Raw genomic sequence first — 19067 nt, forward strand, 5'->3', positions numbered from 1 at the left:
GGGGCCCCCTCCAGCTCATGGGGCGCTGCCGCAACGATTGTGCGAACCGATCAGCGCCTCGGCCCGTTGCGGTTCTGCTGCTCCTCGGGCCCTGGGCTTTGGGCAGCCTGCTGCTGGGCCTGCTGCTGTTGCAGCGCGGCCTGCTGGGTCTGGAGACGCTGAGCTTCTTCCGCAACGCGCTGCTGGTAGGGCTGCGCATCCCGCCTATTCATCTCCTGCCGCACGGAAGCCGCGGCGGCATCGAGCTTGCCCACCTCTCCGCGCGCGCCTTCGGCCTCCGCCGTGGCGGCATCCGCGCGGCGCTGCCGGGACGCCAGCGTCTGCTCCAACACGGCCTCCCGCGACCCTCCGTTGCGTTCCCAGGAGGCCAGCACTTCCTCATGCTGGGAAGCCGGCCCGGCCTCCCGTTCGCTCTCCGCCTGCCGCTGCCGCATCGCGGAGATTTCCGCGGCACGCTGCTCCTGCTCTCCACGGAGACGCATCAGCTGCTCCTCCAGGCGGGAGCGCTCATCGCCGCGGACGGCAGGACGGCCGAAGCGCCCCGTCTCCTCCAGGCGCCTCTCGATGTTGTGGGCTTCCTGCCGCCGCTGCTGATCAGCGGCCTCCAGGACGGGCAGTCGGCGCGTCGTCTCCCGCAGATCATGGATGGCCTCGACGCGCGCCGCCCGTTCGTCGACGCGGCGCTCGACCTCGCCGCCGGGCTCCAGCGCCGCTCGCAGCTCGGCCGCCTTGGCTTCCTGAGCCGCCGCGTGCTCCTGGGCTGCCTCAGCGGCCTCGACGTAGTAGGCCAGCCTCTCGGCGAGTTCCGCGTCCGGCAGGTCGGCGTATGGGCGGCGCTCCTGCTGCTCGTGCTTCTCACGCTGCTCGGCGTCGCTCTCCTCGTAGGAAGAGCTCGCCTCTGCGCGCTCCGACTCGGGCACGTCCGTCTCAGTCGCGCGCTCCTCCACGCGCTCCGGTTCGGGGGCCGGCGTGCGGGGCTCGTCGGCCTCTACTTCCCGTTCGGCTTCCGCCGCCGTACGCTCCGCTGCCCTCTCTTCCTCTTCTTCCTGCTCCCGCTCGGGGGCGTCGGCGGCTTCTGCGCGCTGTTCGGCCCGGTCCTCGGTGACGGTCTCACCGGACGGCGCGAACTCGCGTTCAGCCTCGGTCGGGTGCACCTCTTCCCGGGCCACAGCAGCGAGAGCCTCACCACGGCGGGCGGCGGCCTCGGTGGCTCGCGCCCGGCGCCCGACCTCAGCAACCTGCTCGTGCAGCGCCTGCCAGGCCGCCGCGTCCCGCTCCCCCACTGGCTGGTTGCCGAGACCGGGTTCATCCGCCCGGACGTGGCGCCGGGCCCGCCAGGCGTCGGCGAGCGCGGCCGTGCGCTCCCAGGTGTCGCGCAACTCGGTTCCCTCGGGCGGCACGGGCCCGAGGCTGCGAGCCCACTCCGGCGGGTTGGCTGCCAGAGCGGTCCCGATCTGAGCAAGGCGGTCGTCGATGATCTGACGGCGCGCATCCAGGTGCTCGACCCACGGGGCCGGGGTGTACTGGTCCCGCTCCGCCTCACGCGGCAGCAGCCACTCGGGCAACGGCCCGGTGTGGACCGGGGCGACCTCCGCCGCGTCGGGCAGGAACCTGCGAAGGCGCTGCTCGGCTCGCACCCGCTGGTCGACCAGCTCGGCGCGGGCCAGCCGCACCCGGGCCTCGTCCTGCGCGTGGAGATTGGTACGCATCTCGGCGGCGACCATCTCGACGTCCATGCCCGCGGTGTGGGCGCGGCCGGGCCCCGGCTCGCGCTGCCACTCCTCGCGGGCACGGTCGACCCAGCCCATGGCCTTACGGGTGGCCTGCTCGGTCTTCAGGCCGTGCAGGCGGGCGGCCGCAGCGCGGGCCTCCCCACGGTGTGCTTCGGCATCCTCGCTCCGGCCGTCGCGCCGGGCCTGCATGACGGAGAGGCTGGCGAGGCGGGCGTCGCGGCGAGCTTCCGCGATGGCCTGCGAGAGCTGGAGCCGGGTGAGGTCTCCGTACGCACGCCCCGGCCAGGCCGGCACGGGAAGACCGTCCACGACCAGCGATCGGGGCTGACTGGCCACGCGGGCATCGGCCCGGTGCAGCGTATCGAGCGCCTGCTTGCGCCGCTCCTCGGCTCGCTCGGACAGACGGCCGAGCTGGTCATCCGTCAGGTCGATCAGGGGCCGGATCGTGCCCTGTTCTTCCAGACGCTGGAGCACGTTGCGGGCGTCGTCGACGTGGTTGTCGATCCGCCAGCTCAGCACCGCGGCGTTGTCCTCAGCATCGGTGAAGTCCCGTTCGTGGAACGCGTTGAAAAGGATGCGCTCGGGGGCGAAACCGGCGCGCTCGGCGTCACGCAGCGCTCGCTCGACTGCGGGCCACGCCTCCTCGGCGATGACCCCCTCGGCGCCCGACGCCAGAACGGAGCGGGCCATGTTCTGGTAGCGCAGCGACAACGCACGGGCGTGCACGTCGTTGTACTCGGAAGCCAGCTGGGGGATGCCGTACACGCGATCCTGCTCAGCCCGGATGGCCTCGGTCGCGGAGACCGATGCCCTCTGCGTGTAGGCGATCGTGTCGAGCACATCCCGCATCGTCTGGCCTTCGTCCAGGACGACGTAGATGCGGTTCTTCAGGCGGCCTCGGGTCACCTGCACGTAGGCGGACTCGCGGCTGGTGCGGCGGGTGACCAGGCCGCTTCCGGTGTCCACGGTGGCGCCCTGGCCCCGGTGGCCGGTGGCTGCGTAGCCGAGTTCGGCGAAGGTACCGACGTACTCGGCCGCCAGCACGGTCCGGCCGCCGTGGTCGGTGTGCCGTACGACCAAGTCGCCGTTGTCCCGGACAGCCTCGATCGCCCACTGATCGCCGTTCTTGACGAAGTCACGGCCTCCCATGACCGCGTTCCGGCGATCGTTCTTGCGGGTGACGATGAGGTCGCCGCGGTGGGCCTGGAGGCCGTCACCGAGGTCGACGCTCTGGGCGGCGTCGAGCTGTCCCCGGCCCATCCGGTATGCCTGCGCGAGGGTGTTGAGCTCGGTGACGCTGGCGTTGTCGTCCGCCATCATCAGTGCCGTGTGGCCCTGCTCGATGTCGGCCTGCCAGTCGGTGAAGATGGCGTGCAGCATCTGCTCGCGCGTACCGGCGACGACGCGGCTGTTGTCCAGATACCAGGTCCACGCATCCTCGGGCTCGCCGCTGCGCAGGGCAAGGGTGGCGGCCGCTTCTCCGGGTGCGCGGAACCGGTGCAGGTTCTCCAGTTCGACGACGTCGACGGTGTTGGCGAGCAGTCGCAGAGCGCCGCCGGATTCCACGGCGGCGAGCTGGAAGGGGTCACCGATCAGACGGACAAGTGCACCGGCCTCCTGGGCCTCAGAGATGACGGCGGCGATGCGCTTGCTGCCCGCCATGCCCGCCTCGTCGATCACGATGACGTCGCCGGCAGACAGCTGGTACTCGGGGGCCACGCGCTTGCCCTGGTGCAGCCGCTCACGGGCTCCGAGCCAGTCATGCAGCGAGAAGGCCGGGGCCTCCAGACCGGCGGAAAGCTCAGTGGCGGCGCGGGCAGAGGGGCCCAGACCGATGACGCGGCCGCCACTCGTGCGGACGGCATCGGCGGCTACCCGCATGGCGGTCGTCTTGCCTGCACCGGCCGGGCCGATGCCCGCCGCTACGAGCTTCTCGCTGCACGCGAAGGTGCGGGCGAGCTCGCGCTGGCCCGCGTCCAGGCGGCGGTTCGAGTTGGCCTGCTGGTAGGCGTCTTCGACGGCCTGATAGACGTCTGCGGAGACCGCCGGAATCACCTGTGTGCGTGCGGCGGAGACGATCCGGTCCTCGGCTGCGAGAACGCCGACGGAGGTGTAAAGCTCGGTCTCCCGGCGCCGATAGATACTCGTTCCGTCCGCTCGTGCCACCCCCGGGAAGTAGGGGTTGAGGTCCGGCGGGGTGACACCGATGACCTCGGCCGCGAGCGCGCGATCGGTGATCTGCTCGGCCAGATCACCGCTCGGTGCGGCGCCGAGTGTGGCCACCATGACCCACCGCTGGGCCTCGGCGAAGACCTGCCGCCGGCCCCACACACTGCGATGCTCCGAGACCGTCTCAATGACCTCTCGGGCTGCCTTGTGCACGTCCAGATGCGGCACGGCCGCAGCCCCCGGACGAGTGCTCTGCGCCGCCACCCGGGCAGCGCGGAGGAGGTTGTCCACGCGGTCGGAACCGAACGCTTCGACGGCCGCCTCCCGCCATCCCTCGCGCAGCTCGGCGAGCGGCCGGGCCTCCTTCTTGTCCGGTCGCGTCTCCAGCGTGGCCTGCTGCATCAGCGCCGTGAGGGTCTTGCTCGACGGGTCGTAGCCGTGCCGCTCCCGATACTCCGCCACCAGCTCGGCAGTGCGCTCCTTGATGCTCTGCGAACGGCTTGAGTTGGCCTCGATGAGGTCCGTTCCGACTCCGGCGATCTCCATGACCGCTCGCTTGCCCGGAGTGACTTCCCGGGCCTCTGCACGCAGCCCGAGGTCCTCACAGACGATCTCCATGACCCGCAGGTTGTAGTGCTCGCTGGCGGACACGTTCTGCGCGAACAGCAGCTGACCGTCCAGCGTCCGCCACTTCCCGTCAGCCCCCCTGACCTTGTTGGCGACCACGACGTGGTCATGCAGGAGAGGGTCGCCGGTGCGGCTGTCGTAGTGCCGGAAGCGGGTGGCGATCAGGCCGCCGGCAACGTCCTCCTGGGCGATGCCGTTGACCCCCGTGCGGGTCATCGTGGCTTTCTGCTCCAGCCACTGCACGGTCTCTTCGATCGCCTGCACGTGGGCCTGCTCGACAGCCCGGCGCACGTTCTCATCCCCCAGCGCCCACAGCACGGATACCGACTTCGGAGCGGTGAACACCAGGTCGAATCCGGCGACTGCATTGCGCTGCTTGCCGCCCTCCTGCTCCTTGATGAAGCGGCCCAGCTCCTCCTTGGATTCGGGGCTGCGGCCGTGCTCGGTGCGGAACTGCACCGCGCCGACGCGCCCCCGGATCTCGGCCCGCTCCGTCGCGTTCGGCTCGCGCTTCTCCATCCGCACGAAGCGCTCGATCTCCTCGTGCAGCATCCGCCCGAACGGCGTGTCCCTCTGCTTGAACTGCATGAACTTGCGGCCCAGCCGAGCGGCCCGCATCGCCTGCTTCGTACTGTCTCCGGCAGCGATGCGCTCGGCGATGATGCGCTCGGCATCCGGGTGAAGGCCCTCGCCGTAGAGCGCCTTCATCTGCGCTTCGGTGACCGTCCCGGAGACGCCGAGGGCGTCGATCCCCGCGCCCATCCAGACGCCCGGCGGATTGCCGTCCGCGGTGTAGTAGTCGCCCAGCTCCTGGCCGCGTTCGCGGGCCTGATCCGCGCTGGCAGTCTCACGGATGTAGTACGTATACCCGTCCCCAGCGCTCAGCTTGTGGACGGTCATCATGGGCGCGATCTTACCTGGGTCATTCATAATGCATGAGGTGTGACCGTAATGATCTTGAAGCGTGTTGCGCGTACAACCGAATCGTGGAGGAGCTTGCGACGATCACGATGATGGTTGGACGGCAACGCGCTGAAAGAGCAGGACGGTCACAGACGTAGTCTGGCGGCTTTCCATAGTCAGGTCCTCCGGACATGGCTGTGGAAAGGCGTACCTGCGGCGCCACCTGTGGACGCGTCACATGGTGAGCCGGGGCGACGTGGCGTCACGGTCCGCAGCGCGTCACCGCCGCTGCACATTGCAGCGGTGCGTCGCACGTGCACTGCCGCCGGGCGGTCGCGTGCAGTCAATCGGTGCACCACCCGGCCACGGCACTGGCCGTGGCCGCGCGGTGGCCGTGCATCTGGGGTGCACCCTTCCGCCAGGACGTCACATGCAGTGCCTCCGCACGCACCGGTGCGCCTCGCACCGCGCGCCGCACCGGCGACACGCTGCGTAACAGTGCGGCCGCCCCCGCTCCGGGAGTGCGCGAGGGGGCGGTGCGGGATCCCTCCTCGCAACCCGGCTCCTGGAGTCGGGTGCTGCACCATGGGGCCCCCACGTCACGTGCGATGCCGCGGTGCGGCTGACGTGTCCCCCGACTATGGGTCCGATGCAGTCGCACCGATCGTGCCAGCGCGATCGGCCGTGCACCGGCGAGAGACGGCCCGCCGTGTTGTTACGTGCGGTGCCGCCGCGTGGGCGGCATCCGGCTGTGGCCCGCCGGACGGCAGAATGTGCCCCGGCAGTCTCAAGGCACGGAGGTGCAGTAGCGCATGACGCAGAAGCAGCGGCGAAGCTCCCGGGCGGTGCAGGCCCGCGAGGCGGCACGAGAGAAGGCAGCCCGGTTCGTCCAGCAGGAGGAGGAGCGTCTCCGCATTGCGGGAGAAGCGATCTTGCTGCAAGAGGAGATCGACGACTTCGACGAGGAGACCCAGAGGCGCGTCGCCAAGCTCCGCGAGGAGCGCGACGCGCAGCTGGTGGAGAAGCGCCAGAAGTTCGACGCCCTTGTGGTCGAGATGCTGGACACCGAGATCCCTGCCCAGCAAGTGGCGGAACGTCTCGGTATCTCGGTGAGTCAGGTTCGTACCGCCAAGCGCAACTTCGACCAGGCGGTGGCAGCTCTCGCCGAGTCGAGCGCAGAGGAGTCCACCGGGACGGAGTCGCCCGACGCTGCTGCGGAACCGGTCGGTGACACGGCGGAGACAACGACATCGGACGCCGCGGCGGCTCCTCCGACGGAGGCCACAGCGAGCGCGGCCACGTACAATTTCCCGCCGCCCGGAGGACCGGTGACGCTCCCGGCTCAGGACGGTTCGCCGGAGAACGCGCAGGCGCACTGAGGTCCTGTTCGACGTCGAAGGCCCCGCCCCGTGGATGGTGACCCATCCGCCAGGGCGGGGCCTTCGACATGGGGACATCTCAGAACAACGGCATCTGTCCGTCCTCCGGTACGGCGGGAGGCTTTTCAGTTGCCTCCGCCGGAAAGAGCGGGACGAGCGCGGCGCTCGGATCGGACGCCCGCACGGCAGCGAGATACGCCTCCGCGTCGTATCCGTGCGCCAGGGCTGCACGGACGAGCGGGCGCGGCTCGCCCGCGAGCATCGCGGCGGCGAGCGCGTCCAGGTCCAGCCCGTCGCGAAGTGCGGACTGGATGGCCTGCGCGCGCCCCAGGGACCCGCGTGTGTCGGCGTAGCCGAGGTGCACCCGGCCGGCTGCGCGTCCTTGATCGGCCATCTGCCGCATGTTCGTGCGCTGGGTAGCGTTCGACAGGTGGTCGATCTCGACACACAAGGATTCGTTGCAGCTGTGCGCGGTGATCGTGCGCGGTGGGAGCGGGCCGTGCAGCAGCTCCATCAGCCACCGGTGCACCCGAACGGTACGTTCGTGGCGGGCTTCGGTTACAACAGCCTTTGCATAGCCGTCCGTCGTCAAGCTCCTGACCCAGTATCGGCATCCATGCGGCACCAGGACGCTGCGCTCGGCGACGTACTCCAGTGCTCGCTCGATACCTCTGGCCACCCTCGCGCTCCCCCACTCGTCCGGTGCTGGCGTTGGTCATCCTGCCAGGACCTGACGTGCGGGGGATCACTGCGCTGCGGTGGCCTCACGGGCCTCGTCGAGCAGCTTGCGGGCATGCGCCACGACGGTCAGCCCGGTCTCGCGCTGGACGTCGTCGACGGTCAGATCCTCTCGCTCCGTCAGAAGGTCGCGGACCTTCTCCAGCCGGGCGGAGCGAAGCAACCGCTCCGCGTGCACCGGATGGACTCCGAGCCTCTCGGCAAGCACCTTTGCCGTGACGGCAGTCGGCTCCTCATCGAGCATGATCCGGGCACGCTGTCGGCGTTCCAGGGCCTGCGCCGTGGGCCGTCGGGGGGCCTTGTTCTTGCTGCCGACCTTCCGGCCACGGCCAGGCTGGCTCCCGCGGCCGGGGCGGTTGGCGTCCCAGTCGAGGATCGTGCGCCGACGCCAGAAGTCCTCACCGCCGACGACCTCGCCGTCAACCTCCTGGCCGCCGAGGTTGAAGTCCGGCGCTGGCAGACGGGTCTTGTCGCCGTACTTGTAGGTCTTCCAGGTGCTCAGCGTGACGCGCCGCTCCTCCGGCAGAGCGTAAAGCGCCTCCTCCAGATCGAGCAGATCGTCGGGGTGCTGCTCGCCGGCCGGCACCGGGGGAAGGTCGTACTTCGGCTGCTCGTTGACGGCCTTGGCGCGCTCCTCCTCCGCGTGCGCGGCGAGCAGCTGCTCCTTGGAGTAGATCCGCCGGCGGCTGCCCTTTCGGTTGAGCAGCTTCAGGCCGCGGATCTTCTGCCAGTGCTTGGTGTCGCGCCAGTAGCCGACGCTGACGCCCCAGATGTCGGCGGCAGTCTGGTCGTCGGCGGGGGTAACGCCGTTGGGGATCATGGGTGTAGCGCTCCTTGGGAGGGGTTTCGAGTGGTACAGCAGGTATGCCGGCCAGGCGCCACCCTAGCCAACATTGAAAAAAATACCGCACTTAGGCTGCGCATGGGAAGCGCGGAGCCGGAATCGGCGCCGGCGCGGTGCTCACCAACATGTTGGTGAGCACCGCGCCGGGTGATCAAAACAGCGCGCCCTGTCCCTTGTCCGGGTTCTCGCCCCGGCGGAACTGGGCGAAAGCGAGCGCGTCCTCCTCGTCCTCGAAGGAGTGCTTCTCAAGGACCTTCTCCAAAGCGTCGAGCAGGCCGGCGCGGCGGGTCATGACGTTGTAGCGACGGTGGACTGCGAGCAAGGCCCGGATGCGGAGGTACTCCTCCTCGTCGTCGCAGACCTCACGCAAGGTGTCGATCATTGTCTGTGCGGCGTTGAAGCTGAGCGTCTCGTCCAGTGGGCGGCCGGGGAACGGTTGGCCGGTGGCCTCCTCGTAGATCCCGGGGAGGTTGTCCTCGATCTCGTGCTTCGTGAACACCCAGATTCGGCGGATCAGGTGCAGTTCATCGAGCGTGATGAGGGTGATGTCGCGGACGTAGGTGGGGCCATGGGCGCGAATCCAGGTCTGGGCCTCCAGGAGGCGGCGCAGCCAGTCCTCGCGGGCTGCCTGCGTGTAGGGGCCGTGGACCAGGCGGTCGCGGTGGATCATGAGGGAGCCGTTCATGCGGCGGAAGTCCCTCAAGTGGCGGTCGTCCTCGATGTCGAGCGCATCACGCAGGGCCAGCAGGGGCCGCATCCACTCCAGTTCTTCGTCGTTGGCCACCATCGCTCGCAAGCTCTTGTCCTGCTCGACCATCGTGCAGGTCCAGCAGCCCATCCGGCTGTCTCCGCAGCTGGGGGTGGAGGTGTCGACTACCAGGGGGCACTCGCTGTCCTCGGAGGCGCCGCGGTACATCGCCAGCAGGTCCTTGTTCGAGTGGCCCCAGGGGTTGGGGTACTGCATCAGGGCCATCCATACCTCGTCTGTGGTCCACGCCTCGACCGGCGAGTAGACGAGTGATCCGGGCAGGCTGCCGTGCGGGCTGAGCCGGTCGCGGACGCGGCCCCTCTCGTGCCGTTCCATCGTCCGGCGCCGGGTGGCCGACTCTGCCTTGCGGATGCCGAGGACGAGGATCACCTGTCCGTACTTGTTGGCCACGTCCAGGATGAACTTGTTCGAGGGCCGGATCTTGAGGCGGTCGGTGCACCATCTGAACTTGGGCCGAGGTGCGGCGTAGCCGCGTCCAATCAGGTTGACCCAGAAGGTGTCTTCGAGTTCCGGGGTGAGGCGGTGGGGTTCGATGGGCATCTGCTGGGCGGCGGCCGCGGTGCGCATGGCCTCCAGGGACCGGTTCGCCCACGCAGCGACCACGGGGTTCTCGACCAGGGTGTCGGTGGAGATGACGTGTACCGGCTTGGTGCGTTGCTCGGCCGGGAGGCCGGCCAGGGCCATCCACACCAGCTGGGCCGTGATGGTGGAGTCCTTGCCGCCGGAGTAGCCGACGACCCAAGGGGTGCCGTCGGCCAGGTAGAGCTCGCGGATCTCCTCAAGCAGCTCCTGAATGGCTTCGTCCATGGTGCGGCCGCCGAACGGCTGCGGCTTGACGATGTCGAGCGGCAGGAACACGGGGGAGTACAAGGGGAGGTCTCCTCTCGGTGGGGCGGCGCGGGGCCGCGGGTGAGCGATGGGTGCGCGCCGGGCGGCGCAAAGACGGGGCGTCCGTCGCCCGGTGGCGTGCCGGGCGACGGACGGGCGCGGCCAGGGTTCGGGCCACTGCCGGTCGGCGCGGCCGCGCCGCGTTAGGGGCGGGTGGCCGCCGCGGTAGCGAAGGCCAGGGCGGTGGCCCGGGGGTCGGCGGATTCGGCGATACGGGTCAGCCGTTGAAGCTGGATACCGATGCCGACGCCCGCGAGGGGCCGCACCGTGTGCGGCCAGATTGCGGCGACTGCGTCCGCGTAGTCCCTGCCGGCGAGCGCGATCACCTCGGGTGCGTGGCGCATCGCTGGGCCCATGGCGGCGACCTGGGTGCGGTGCTTGGCGTGGTCGACGTTGCGCGGGTCCAGACGCTTCTCGTACGTGGCGATCGGCGTGTTGGGGGCGATCAATCCGTACCGGCCACTGAGAATCAGGACCCTTCCGCCAGGGATGGCGCGGGCGGCCGTGAGGCACTTGGTGAAGTACGGGCCCTGATACAGGTCCTCGGCTGGGGCTCTCTCACCGTCGGGTACCTGCCTCTTGGTGGCGCTGCACGGGATTACCACGACTGGGCGGCCCACCGCGGGCGGCGGGGCCAGGAGATCCTCGGCGCCGGGCCGGTGCCGGGTGACGTCGAAGTGGACGGCGCCCTCGGCCTCCGCAGCCGCGAGCTCTCTCTTGCTGGTCTGGGGCAGCAAAGGGTCGAGCACCCCGAACTGGCCACGCCGAGCATGGATGATCGCCCATTTGGCATCGGTGTCGAGGGCCTCGGCCGGGGTGCGGTGGCGGCGCCGGGGCCGCGGTGCGGGCCGGTCTTCGGGCCGTACGGCGGCGGTGCGGTCGAACAGCGACAGCTGGATCTCGCACGTGTCAGGGACCGCCCCGTTGGAGGGCTCGTGGGGGTCCGTTCGGGGATGGAGTCCGCTCCCGGGACAGTCGTCCGCCGCCGCGCGGGTGGGTTTGTGGTCGATGACGGCGCCGGATTCGGTGGGCTGCTGGAGCCCGCAGCAAGGGCACCGGACGGTGCCGGTCCCCTCCCCGCGGGTGGGTTGGGCTTCGGTATGCACGGTCCTCCCTGTTGCTGATCGAGTTTCGAGGGACCGGGGGCGGTGCCATCCGCCTCCCCGGGGGGCTGGAGCTTGGGGCGGGGGGTCAGAACAGCCGGTCGGCTGCGCGGGCGGTCTCGGCGGCCGCGCGGAGTGCGGCGGCTGCCTGCTGAGCGGTGCGGTCGGGGGCGAGGGTCCATAGATGGACGACCGTTTTGTGGTGTGCCGTCGGCTCACGTCCGGGTGGTATCGGAACGGGTCCGTCTTCAAGGTGTTCGGCGAGGATGCGGTACGCGTCATCGAGGGCGGTGCCGATCGCCTCGAGGTCGTACGGGCGGTCGGCGGCCATGCGGTCGCGGCCGGCGGCGACGTCGAGCGCACCGCCGACGGAGCATCGGCGGTGGGCGAGGCGGCCGGGACCGCTGAAGAGGCTGTAGCGGCTCTGGTAGATACCGACGCGGGTGATGTGGGTCGCGGCCCACTCCAGCAGGGTGCCGGGGGTGGTCGGGACCAGGATGCTGTCGGGTGAGTAGCGGGTGCCGGTCACGGCGGTCCTCCTGGTGGCGGGTTCGAGGGTCCGGGGCGGCGGTGCCATCCGCCGCCCCGGGTGGGTCAGGTGCTGAGTGTGTGCGGGACCGGAAGGGTGCGGCCCGTGGGGAGTGGGCGGCCGCACTGGGTGCTGCTGTCTGCGGCGGTCAGGGCCTCGGAGGATGTGGAGCTGTAGAGGCTGGTCCGGCAGTGGACGCAATGGCCGCGCAGGTGAAGTTCCTCGGCGTCCGCGCCGCCAGCGAGGTGGTCGGCGTAGGCCAGGAGGTAGAGCAGGTCCTCCGGCGCCCGGGTGATGAGTTCGGCGTTGGCGCGGGTCTCGGCGAGGTCCTCGGCGGGTGTGTTGGTGTCCCCGGGGCCGTCGTAGCTGACCGAGACCTCGGCCACCTGGTCCCCGGAGGAGTCGCTGACGACGAAATCGGTGTGCACTGCGTCCGGGGCGTCCTTGGGAACGGTGGCGCCGTTGCGGTTCCAGGTGAATTCTTCGACGTTCCATGGCCGGTAGGGCGCGGCGGCCAGGCGGTCGCGGATTTCGCGCACCCGGGCGGAGGTGTGGACCTCGTCGGGGAGCTGTGCGGCTTGGCCCAAGTCGAGCCGGTGGCCGACTTCCGTGATGGTGTTCTCGGTCTCGCACAGGGGCCGCCAGATGTGGCGGTTGCCGTGGTTGAGCTGGTTGACCCACCCGAGCAGACCGTCGTCCAGCAGGTCGGAGGCGGGGATGCGCCGTTCCTCGCCGGTGGCGGTCCAGTACGTGCCGTCGGTGCTCAGCACGTCGTGCCCGGTCAGGCGGAGGTGCGTGGCGTCGAACGGCGCCGCTGGCTCGTGGTCGGTGAGGACATCGCGGACGGCGGCGGCGATGTGTGCGCACGCGACGCGGGCCAGCCGGTCCTCGGCGCGCTGGATGCGCTCGTGGGCGTCGTCGAGCGCATCGTTCAGCTTGGCGTCGTTGATGGTGTACGGGGTGGTCATGGGGTCCTTCCGTCTGGTGCTGGGTTTCGAGCGAGGGCCGGGCGGCGGTGCCATCCGCCGCCCGGCGGGGGCGCTGGGTCAGATGAGGAACAGGGCGTCTGCGACGGCGTTGCCGCGCTTGGGATCGGTCGACAGGGCCAGGTCGTGCACGCGCTGGCCGGTCTGGTAGCTGGTGACGATCAGCCGTCCCGCCGGGGCTCCGCGGTACAGGTCGGGCGGGGTGACCTCGAACTGGAAGGTGTCCGATCCGATGCGGCGGGTCCACGTGTGGGGCTCGCGGCCGGGGGCGCGGGTGCCGATGACGAACAGGCCGTAGTCGTACGCGGTCATCGTCAGTGCGGTGCGGGCCAGGTCGCGGGCGTGGTAGGCGATGGCGCGGCGGGCGGCGCCGGAGAACTCTTCCGCCAGTTCCGTCACCTTGCGCGTGGTGAATTCGGCCTCCGCGTACAGGAAGCCGGACACGGCGCGGACCATGTAGGTCCCGGCGTGCATGGCGCGGTCCCATGCCCGGTAGTTGGCACTGTCGGTGTTCCAGTCTCCGCCGCTGGCGTGGCAGAGTCCGAGCGCCTGGATGACGGCCCGCATGGCGGGGTGGCTGTGCACGGGGGTGCGGGGCCCGGCGGCAAGCATCGCTGCCACCTCGTCCTGCACCTCCCGCACGGCGCGGAACAGCTCGTGGTCGCGGGCGGTGCCGATCAGCTCCAGGGCGAGGCAGACGGACTGACCTGCACCTTCGGTGACCTCACCGATCAGTGGCAGGTCGGCCAGTGCCCTGTCGAGTTGGTCGAGCGTAGCCGGGGTGGTGTCGGCCGTGACGGCGCGCAGTGCGGCGTGCACGGCGGAGATCAGCGGGAAGTAGGGCACGGGGGTTCTCCTCGGATGGTGTGGGTGGGTTTCGAGCGGGCCGGGGGCGGCGGTGCCATCCGCCGCCCCCGGGTGGTCGTGTCAGCCCTGGCGGGCCTGACGGCCGGGCTTGGGGCGGACGATCGCGGCCGGGTCGGGGCCGAAGAACCGCATCAGGTTGATCAGGACATCGACGACGTACTGCGCGATGCCGGTGGGGTGCTTGGCCGTTCGCTCGGCTGAGGGGGTCACGGATGCCTCCGGGTCGGTGGTGGGGTTTCGAGTGGTCGTGCCGGTCGGGGTGCCATCCCCTCGCAACATATTCAACAATACCATCTTTTCCCCTGACGGGCCAGGGTGCAGGGTCTCGATCTGGATGGATTGCCGGGGGCGGGCCGCTACTGCCAGCGGCCCGCCCCCGGCTGACCGCTACTGCGCGAAGGTGACCGGAGTCTCCGGGGCGGCGGCCCACTCACGGCGTGGGGTGATGCCCAGTTCTTCGAGAACCGGGGCGAAGGTCCCCTTGTCCGTGATCCACTCCCAGTCGGTGCCCTCGTCGCCGGGGTGCTCGGTCCAACTGAGCATGAACGAGCGCCCAGAGGTGCGGGGATCGCTGCACACGGCTTGTGCCTCGCGGCGGGTCATCGCCCACAGGGCCCGCAAGCGGGGCGGGCGGGAGTTTCGTGAGGCGATGAACACCAGGGCCAGTCCCTCCTGCCAGCCTTCCCCCGTGGTGGGAGCTGGCGCGGGGGTCGGCTTCTCCTTGGGGCTGTGGTGGCAGTGAGCGCAGCGGCGAGCTTCCGCGTGCCACTGGCTGGAGTGGCACATGGGGCACGTCTCAGCCGCCGGTGCCGGCTCCTCGACCGGCGGGGCCTGCTCGACCTGTTTCCGGTGTTCGGCAGCCTCCGGGGCAGGTGCGGGCTCGGCCTTGAAGTTCCGCGGCGCGGCGTACCCGCACACGGTGCACATGCCGCGCGCCGGGCTGAACCGCTTCTCGCTCCCCGCTACGCGCTTGCAGTGGGGGCATACCTTCCGCTCCGCCTCGGGCTCGGGCTCCGTCGCTTCAAGGCGCGCGATGTCGGCGGCGCTGGCCCATCCGCACACTGCGTCATACGGGAGGGTCTGGGTGTCGCAGGTGCACCGCTTCCCGCCCTTACACGGCGACGGCCGCCCGTAGTACACCGTTCCGGCCGTGCACGCGCGGTCGCCGGACCGCATCACCGCCATACCGGTACGGGTGAGCAGGTGCGGCACGGTCACGCTCTTCTTGTTCACCCGCAACACCTCGCGCCAGGTGCCGCCGCTGTTCACGAAGTCGCCCTTCGTGAAGTCGCCTGGCCCCCATACCTTGAAGCCCCGGGCCTCAGCCTCAGCGATCACCGCTTCCTCGAACGCGATCTTCTCCAGGACCACGTCCCGCTCAGTGGCCAGCGTCGCCAGGCCCTCCGGGGTGGTGGAGCGGGTGAAGCCGCACGCGGGCTCTCCGCGCTGCCACTTCTCGATGTCGCGGAGCTCCTTGCGCAGCTTCTCCAGGCGCCGCAAGGTCCGGTTCGGGTCGCGGCGGAACGCCTCGAAGTGCTCGGCCGCCACCGCCCGGTCAGCCCAGTAGGAAGCCTTCCGGCTCTCCTCGATGCCGCGCCTCATGTGGTTGTCCATGCGCTCGACGTCGCGGCGGTGCCTGCGCTCCGAGTGGTGACCGACCTTGATCGGCTCGCCGGTCATGTATTCCGAGATGGCGTCAGCGGACCGGTGCGCGCCCTCGGCCCGGGATGCGGCGTTCCCGGCGTATTCGTCGTAGCGCTCGGCGCGGGCCTGGGCTCGCTCGATCCGCTCGGCTTCCGCTTCGGCGTAGCTGCGCCGCTTGTGGTCGTCGATGTTGACAACGACGGTGTACCCGGCCTCTTCGAGGTAGCCGCGCAGCTTGTTGACCGTCCACTGGTCGGCCGCGCGGTCCCGGGAGTGGCGCAGGTACCAGCACTGAAGGTCATACCCCCAGCGGAAGGCCAGGCCGCCCCGGCGCCCGTATTCCTTGCGCTTGAGGATCTTCGCGGCCTCGTCGCCCTTCTCGGTTCCCTCGACCAGGGTGCCGTCGGCGCGGGTGTGAGTGATGGTGATCGTGCCCTTGGCGGGTGTTGCGGTCATTGAGACGTGGTCCTCCACGGTTGGGGTTTCGAGGTGTGTTGGTCGGGGTGCCATCCCCTTCCAACGGATTCAATATTACCAGTTTTCCCACTGATCTCCAAGTGTGAGAGCGCCTTTGAACAGGGGTTTCCTGCCGGGTCTTCCCGGGGCGGCGGGGGCCCGCCGCCCCGGGAAGAGAGGCCGGGGGCCTCGCGCGCCGGTCGGCGCGGTCAGAACAGTGTGGACTGCCCGGCGTCCTCGGCCGCCTGCTCGGCCTCCTGGCGGAGGATCAGGGCGACGAGCGGGGCCTGGCGTGCCGCGGCGGCCTGCCTGCGGGCGCGGAGTTCCTCGCCGGTGGCCCAGCGGACCAACAGCTCATGGTCGCCGAGCTCGGGGGCGTCGTCCGTGACGGTGTACCGGATGTACGGCTGTTCCAGCCGGTAGCGGATCTCGGCGCGGGTCATGACCCAGTCCGGACCGTAGGCGCCGGCCACGGTGAGCAGGGTTCCGTCCGGCGCGTGGTAGCTGCGGACGGAGAACCCGTCTTCGTGGTAGAGGCCGGGGCGGTCCTTCAGCTGGGTGGCTTCGCTGAGCTTCAGGTCGGTCAGGCCGCCTTGGACCAGGTGGTGGGCGACGGTGTGCGCCCGGGTGACGCGCGGCATCGCGCTCCTTCCTCGGGGACGGGAGGGGGCGGCGGCGTTCGCCGCCGCCCCGGGGATGGTCGGGCCGTCAGCTCTTGGTGCGCTGGCCGCGCTCCTTGAGCTCCTTCATCGCCTGGCCGCGGGCGCTGCTGGCGGGGCACGGCCCGAGCAGTTGCGTGAGCAGCTGGCGCAGGGCCTCGGTGTCGTCGGCGCGGCGGGCCCGCTCGGCCCGCTTGAGCAGGTCGTCGGCGGTGTCGGCGGTGGTCGGGTGGGTGTCCTGCTGGCAGGGGCAGATGGTGACGGGCTCCCCGACGAGCGCAGCCACCTTCCCAGCCTGCTCCTCGAAGGGGATGCAGCCCTCGTGCCGGTACTTGGGCCGCGGGGTGTTGTCGCCGTTGCGCCCCCGCATGTGGCTCCACCAGCGGACGACCGTCTTTCCGTCCAGTTCACAGGTGAGGTCCCACGGATTGTCGGACCCCGGGTAGCCGGTGGGGTTCCCCTCCTCGTCCTCCGGCTTCCAGGCCAGTTCGGCGATTCGTCCGAACGCGATGGCGGCGCTGATGATGTTGCGCCGGGTGGGCTTCAGCTTCGGGGAGAGCCACGGGACGATGCCCGCCTCGGCGGCCGCGGTTTCGGCCGGTGCGGCGCCCGGCTCGACGGCGCCGGAGTCGACCAGGTCGACCAGGTGCGCGGCGGCGGCGTGCCTGTCGTCGTGGCGGGTCTCCGGCTGGCCCGGGGCGACGGCGTACCAACCGCCGTGCCAGCGGTAGACATGGCCGGTCGGCTTCCCGTCGACGGCGACGGGATAGCGGCCGTCCGCGGCGCGGCTGCCGATCTCGTAGCGCTCGGCTGCGGTGGCGGGGGCAGTGTCGATCGTGTTCAAAGCGGTTCCTCTCGTGCGGTGTTCGGGTTTCGAGGGGTGCCGGGCCGATTTGCGGCGTACGGCATCAGCACGCGGGCGGCGGCCCGTCGCCCGCGTGCGGTGGTGACCAGCGGGGTGCGCGGCCGCACCAGGCTCCATGAACCTGTCGGCGCGGGCGCGCGCCGGGCGGTCAGTTCGTCGGCCGCCGGGGGGTGCCGGTACGGCCGGGGCCGGCTGGCGGCCCGATGCGGGCGCACCGTGCTTCCGGAGTGGCTACTGGTCGGCGCCCGCATTTCGGGGGCATCGGCAACCTGCGCGGTCGGCGGCGGGACCACGGCCAGCCGTCGCGTCCCGCCGCGCTGTCAGGCCGGGGGGCGGCGGCGCTCGTCGCCCCCCCGGCGGCCGCTCAGTAGGCCCAGCGGCCCGGGTCGGCCTCGGAAGCTGCCTGGTGAGCGCGTACGGCCTCCAGGGTCCCCTCCGTGGCCACCCGGTAGGCGGCCTCGTGCACGGCGACGTGCAGCGCGATGTACTGGGCGAGCTGGTCGCGGTCGGTGCCGCCCCTGCCCGTGTACCGGGAGCCGCACTCGTCGCAGATCACCCGATAGACCGGCACCTGTCCGACCTCCTCGCCACGCGTGGCACGGCGAGGCGCGGTGCTGCCGGGAATCCACCGGGCTCCTGCGGACGGTGCGGGGTGCTGCGCTGCGTGCTGCCGGACGTCCCGCACATGCTGCTCGAAGTCGTCGGTGACCGGTCCGAGCCACTGCGGGCAGTGGTCACACACCACGTGAAACAGCGGTGTGGTGGCGACGATACGGCCGTAAACGGCGAACGTGGGGGCGGCACTGGTTGTCATGTGCGGGGCCTTTCTCGCGCTGGTGGGGTTTCGAGGGGCCGGGGCGGCGGTGCCATCCGCCGCCCCGGCGGGGTGGATCAGCTGATGTCCCAGTCCACGCCACGGCGGACGGTGGGGGTAAGGGCGCGCTCCAGGCGGAGGGCCTGGCGGCTGGCCGGGTCGCGCCGGTACGCGGTCGTTGCCAGGGCCGCGCGGGTAGCGGCCCGGTCACGGCGGTGCGCGGCCTGCTGGTACGCCTTGCGCTTGCCGGGCTTGCCCTGGGCCTGCCCCCGGGCCACGGCGCGGGCGGTGAACTGCGGGTAACCGTCCTCGCCCCGTGCGGCCGTGGTGAGGATGCCCTTACGGGCAGCGGCCCGGTCGTCCACACCGAACATGCGGGCAGGGTTGCCCTTGCGGGCCGGGCGCGGACGACGGTGGTGGTCGGTGCGGGACATCTGTGCCTCCGTGGTGCGGGTTTCGAGTGGTGGTGTTGGTTCGGGGTGCCACCCCCTCCCAACAAGACCAACATTACCAGTGTTCGACCTGATCGGCAAGCGGGAAACGGCGTCCAGCCAGGATTCTTCGGGCCTCTTGTCAGGCGGTGCCGCAGTAGCGAACCGGGATCCCCGCGCGCCTGGCGAGTCGCGCGGTCGCCTGCGCGGGACGGTCGTCCGGGCCGATGAACGCCAGACACATGTCAGCATGCTCAAGCATGGCGGGCACGCGGGCGACGGGCGCACCGTGGCGGTAGATACCGCCGCCTGCGTGCGGCTCCTCCGAGACTCCGTGCTCCGCCGCCCAATCCCGGGCAACAGCCACCGCTCCGGCGGCCTCGTCACCGTGCATGACGACCATGCGTACGGCCGGTCCGTAGATCATCGTGAGATCGTGCCAGGCATCCGTCAGGGCATCGCGAACCAGTCGAGGGTCAACGTCGGAGGTGCCGGTCACGAGGATGCGCTGCGGCGGGATCACGTGCAGTCGGCAGACTGTAGCGGGGTTGCTGGCCTCGGCCTCAATGAGCGACGTGGTCACAATTACCTCCGGGTTTCGAGTGGTTCGTGTTGTTCGGGGTGCCATCCCCTTCCAACAAGACCAACATTACCAGTGTTGGG

General features: G+C 70.5%; 16 protein-coding genes. 1 reads left to right on the forward strand and 15 read right to left on the reverse strand.

The features are described from left to right. Positions 1–50 precede the first annotated feature (50 nt). Positions 51–5432 (reverse strand): MobF family relaxase, encoded by a 5382-nt coding sequence (gene mobF / locus JW592_RS31270; protein ID WP_209268651.1) that lies wholly within the window; start codon positions 5430–5432, stop codon positions 51–53. 812 nt (positions 5433–6244) lie between these two features. On the opposite strand from mobF, the gene JW592_RS31275 reads away from it, so the two are divergent. Continuing rightward, positions 6245–6811, forward strand: coding sequence for a helix-turn-helix domain-containing protein (locus JW592_RS31275; protein ID WP_229377169.1), 567 nt, complete (start codon positions 6245–6247; stop codon positions 6809–6811). A gap of 79 nt (positions 6812–6890) precedes the next feature. Here JW592_RS31275 and JW592_RS31280 read toward each other — a convergent pair whose 3' ends face one another. The 14 genes from JW592_RS31280 to JW592_RS31345 form a co-directional block, all read right to left on the reverse strand. Continuing rightward, a complete protein-coding gene (locus JW592_RS31280; protein ID WP_229377170.1) occupies positions 6891–7403 on the reverse strand; it encodes an HNH endonuclease family protein in 513 nt (170 codons plus the stop codon). 153 nt (positions 7404–7556) lie between these two features. Beyond that, the gene (locus tag JW592_RS31285) at positions 7557–8369 is read right to left on the reverse strand and encodes a helix-turn-helix domain-containing protein (protein WP_209268653.1); all 813 of its coding nucleotides are present in this window, start codon (positions 8367–8369) and stop codon (positions 7557–7559) included. A gap of 175 nt (positions 8370–8544) precedes the next feature. Continuing rightward, complete coding sequence (gene dndC, locus JW592_RS31290; protein WP_209268668.1) at positions 8545–9969, reverse strand: DNA phosphorothioation system sulfurtransferase DndC; 1425 nt, start codon at positions 9967–9969, stop codon at positions 8545–8547. A gap of 224 nt (positions 9970–10193) precedes the next feature. Next, on the reverse strand, positions 10194–11156 hold the full coding sequence (locus tag JW592_RS31295; protein WP_209268654.1) for a DUF6884 domain-containing protein: 963 nt from the start codon (positions 11154–11156) through the stop codon (positions 10194–10196). 85 nt (positions 11157–11241) lie between these two features. Next, positions 11242–11682, reverse strand: coding sequence for a DUF6197 family protein (locus JW592_RS31300; RefSeq protein WP_209268655.1), 441 nt, complete (start codon positions 11680–11682; stop codon positions 11242–11244). Between the two features lie 65 nt (positions 11683–11747). Next, a complete protein-coding gene (locus tag JW592_RS31305) occupies positions 11748–12650 on the reverse strand; it encodes a hypothetical protein (protein WP_209268656.1) in 903 nt (300 codons plus the stop codon). Positions 12651–12728: 78 nt separating this feature from the next. Then, on the reverse strand, positions 12729–13514 hold the full coding sequence (locus JW592_RS31310) for a hypothetical protein (protein ID WP_209268657.1): 786 nt from the start codon (positions 13512–13514) through the stop codon (positions 12729–12731). Between the two features lie 81 nt (positions 13515–13595). Continuing rightward, on the reverse strand, positions 13596–13745 hold the full coding sequence (locus JW592_RS31315; protein WP_209268658.1) for a hypothetical protein: 150 nt from the start codon (positions 13743–13745) through the stop codon (positions 13596–13598). Between the two features lie 177 nt (positions 13746–13922). Continuing rightward, on the reverse strand, positions 13923–15635 hold the full coding sequence (locus JW592_RS31320; protein WP_209268659.1) for a DUF3560 domain-containing protein: 1713 nt from the start codon (positions 15633–15635) through the stop codon (positions 13923–13925). A 209-nt stretch (positions 15636–15844) separates the two neighbouring features. Continuing rightward, entirely contained in the window at positions 15845–16276 is a 432-nt protein-coding gene (locus JW592_RS31325) for a hypothetical protein (RefSeq protein ID WP_209268660.1), read from the reverse strand. Between the two features lie 67 nt (positions 16277–16343). After that, entirely contained in the window at positions 16344–17138 is a 795-nt protein-coding gene (locus tag JW592_RS31330; RefSeq protein ID WP_209268661.1) for a hypothetical protein, read from the reverse strand. 385 nt (positions 17139–17523) lie between these two features. Beyond that, the gene (locus JW592_RS31335; RefSeq protein WP_209268662.1) at positions 17524–17973 is read right to left on the reverse strand and encodes a hypothetical protein; all 450 of its coding nucleotides are present in this window, start codon (positions 17971–17973) and stop codon (positions 17524–17526) included. 77 nt (positions 17974–18050) lie between these two features. Further along, positions 18051–18407, reverse strand: a complete 357-nt coding sequence (locus JW592_RS31340; protein ID WP_209268663.1) for a hypothetical protein — start codon at positions 18405–18407, stop codon at positions 18051–18053. A gap of 139 nt (positions 18408–18546) precedes the next feature. Beyond that, a complete protein-coding gene (locus JW592_RS31345; RefSeq protein ID WP_307805611.1) occupies positions 18547–18987 on the reverse strand; it encodes an SLOG family protein in 441 nt (146 codons plus the stop codon). Positions 18988–19067 lie beyond the last annotated feature (80 nt).

The organism is Streptomyces spirodelae (assembly GCF_017676385.1).
Classification (GTDB): domain Bacteria; phylum Actinomycetota; class Actinomycetes; order Streptomycetales; family Streptomycetaceae; genus Streptomyces; species Streptomyces spirodelae.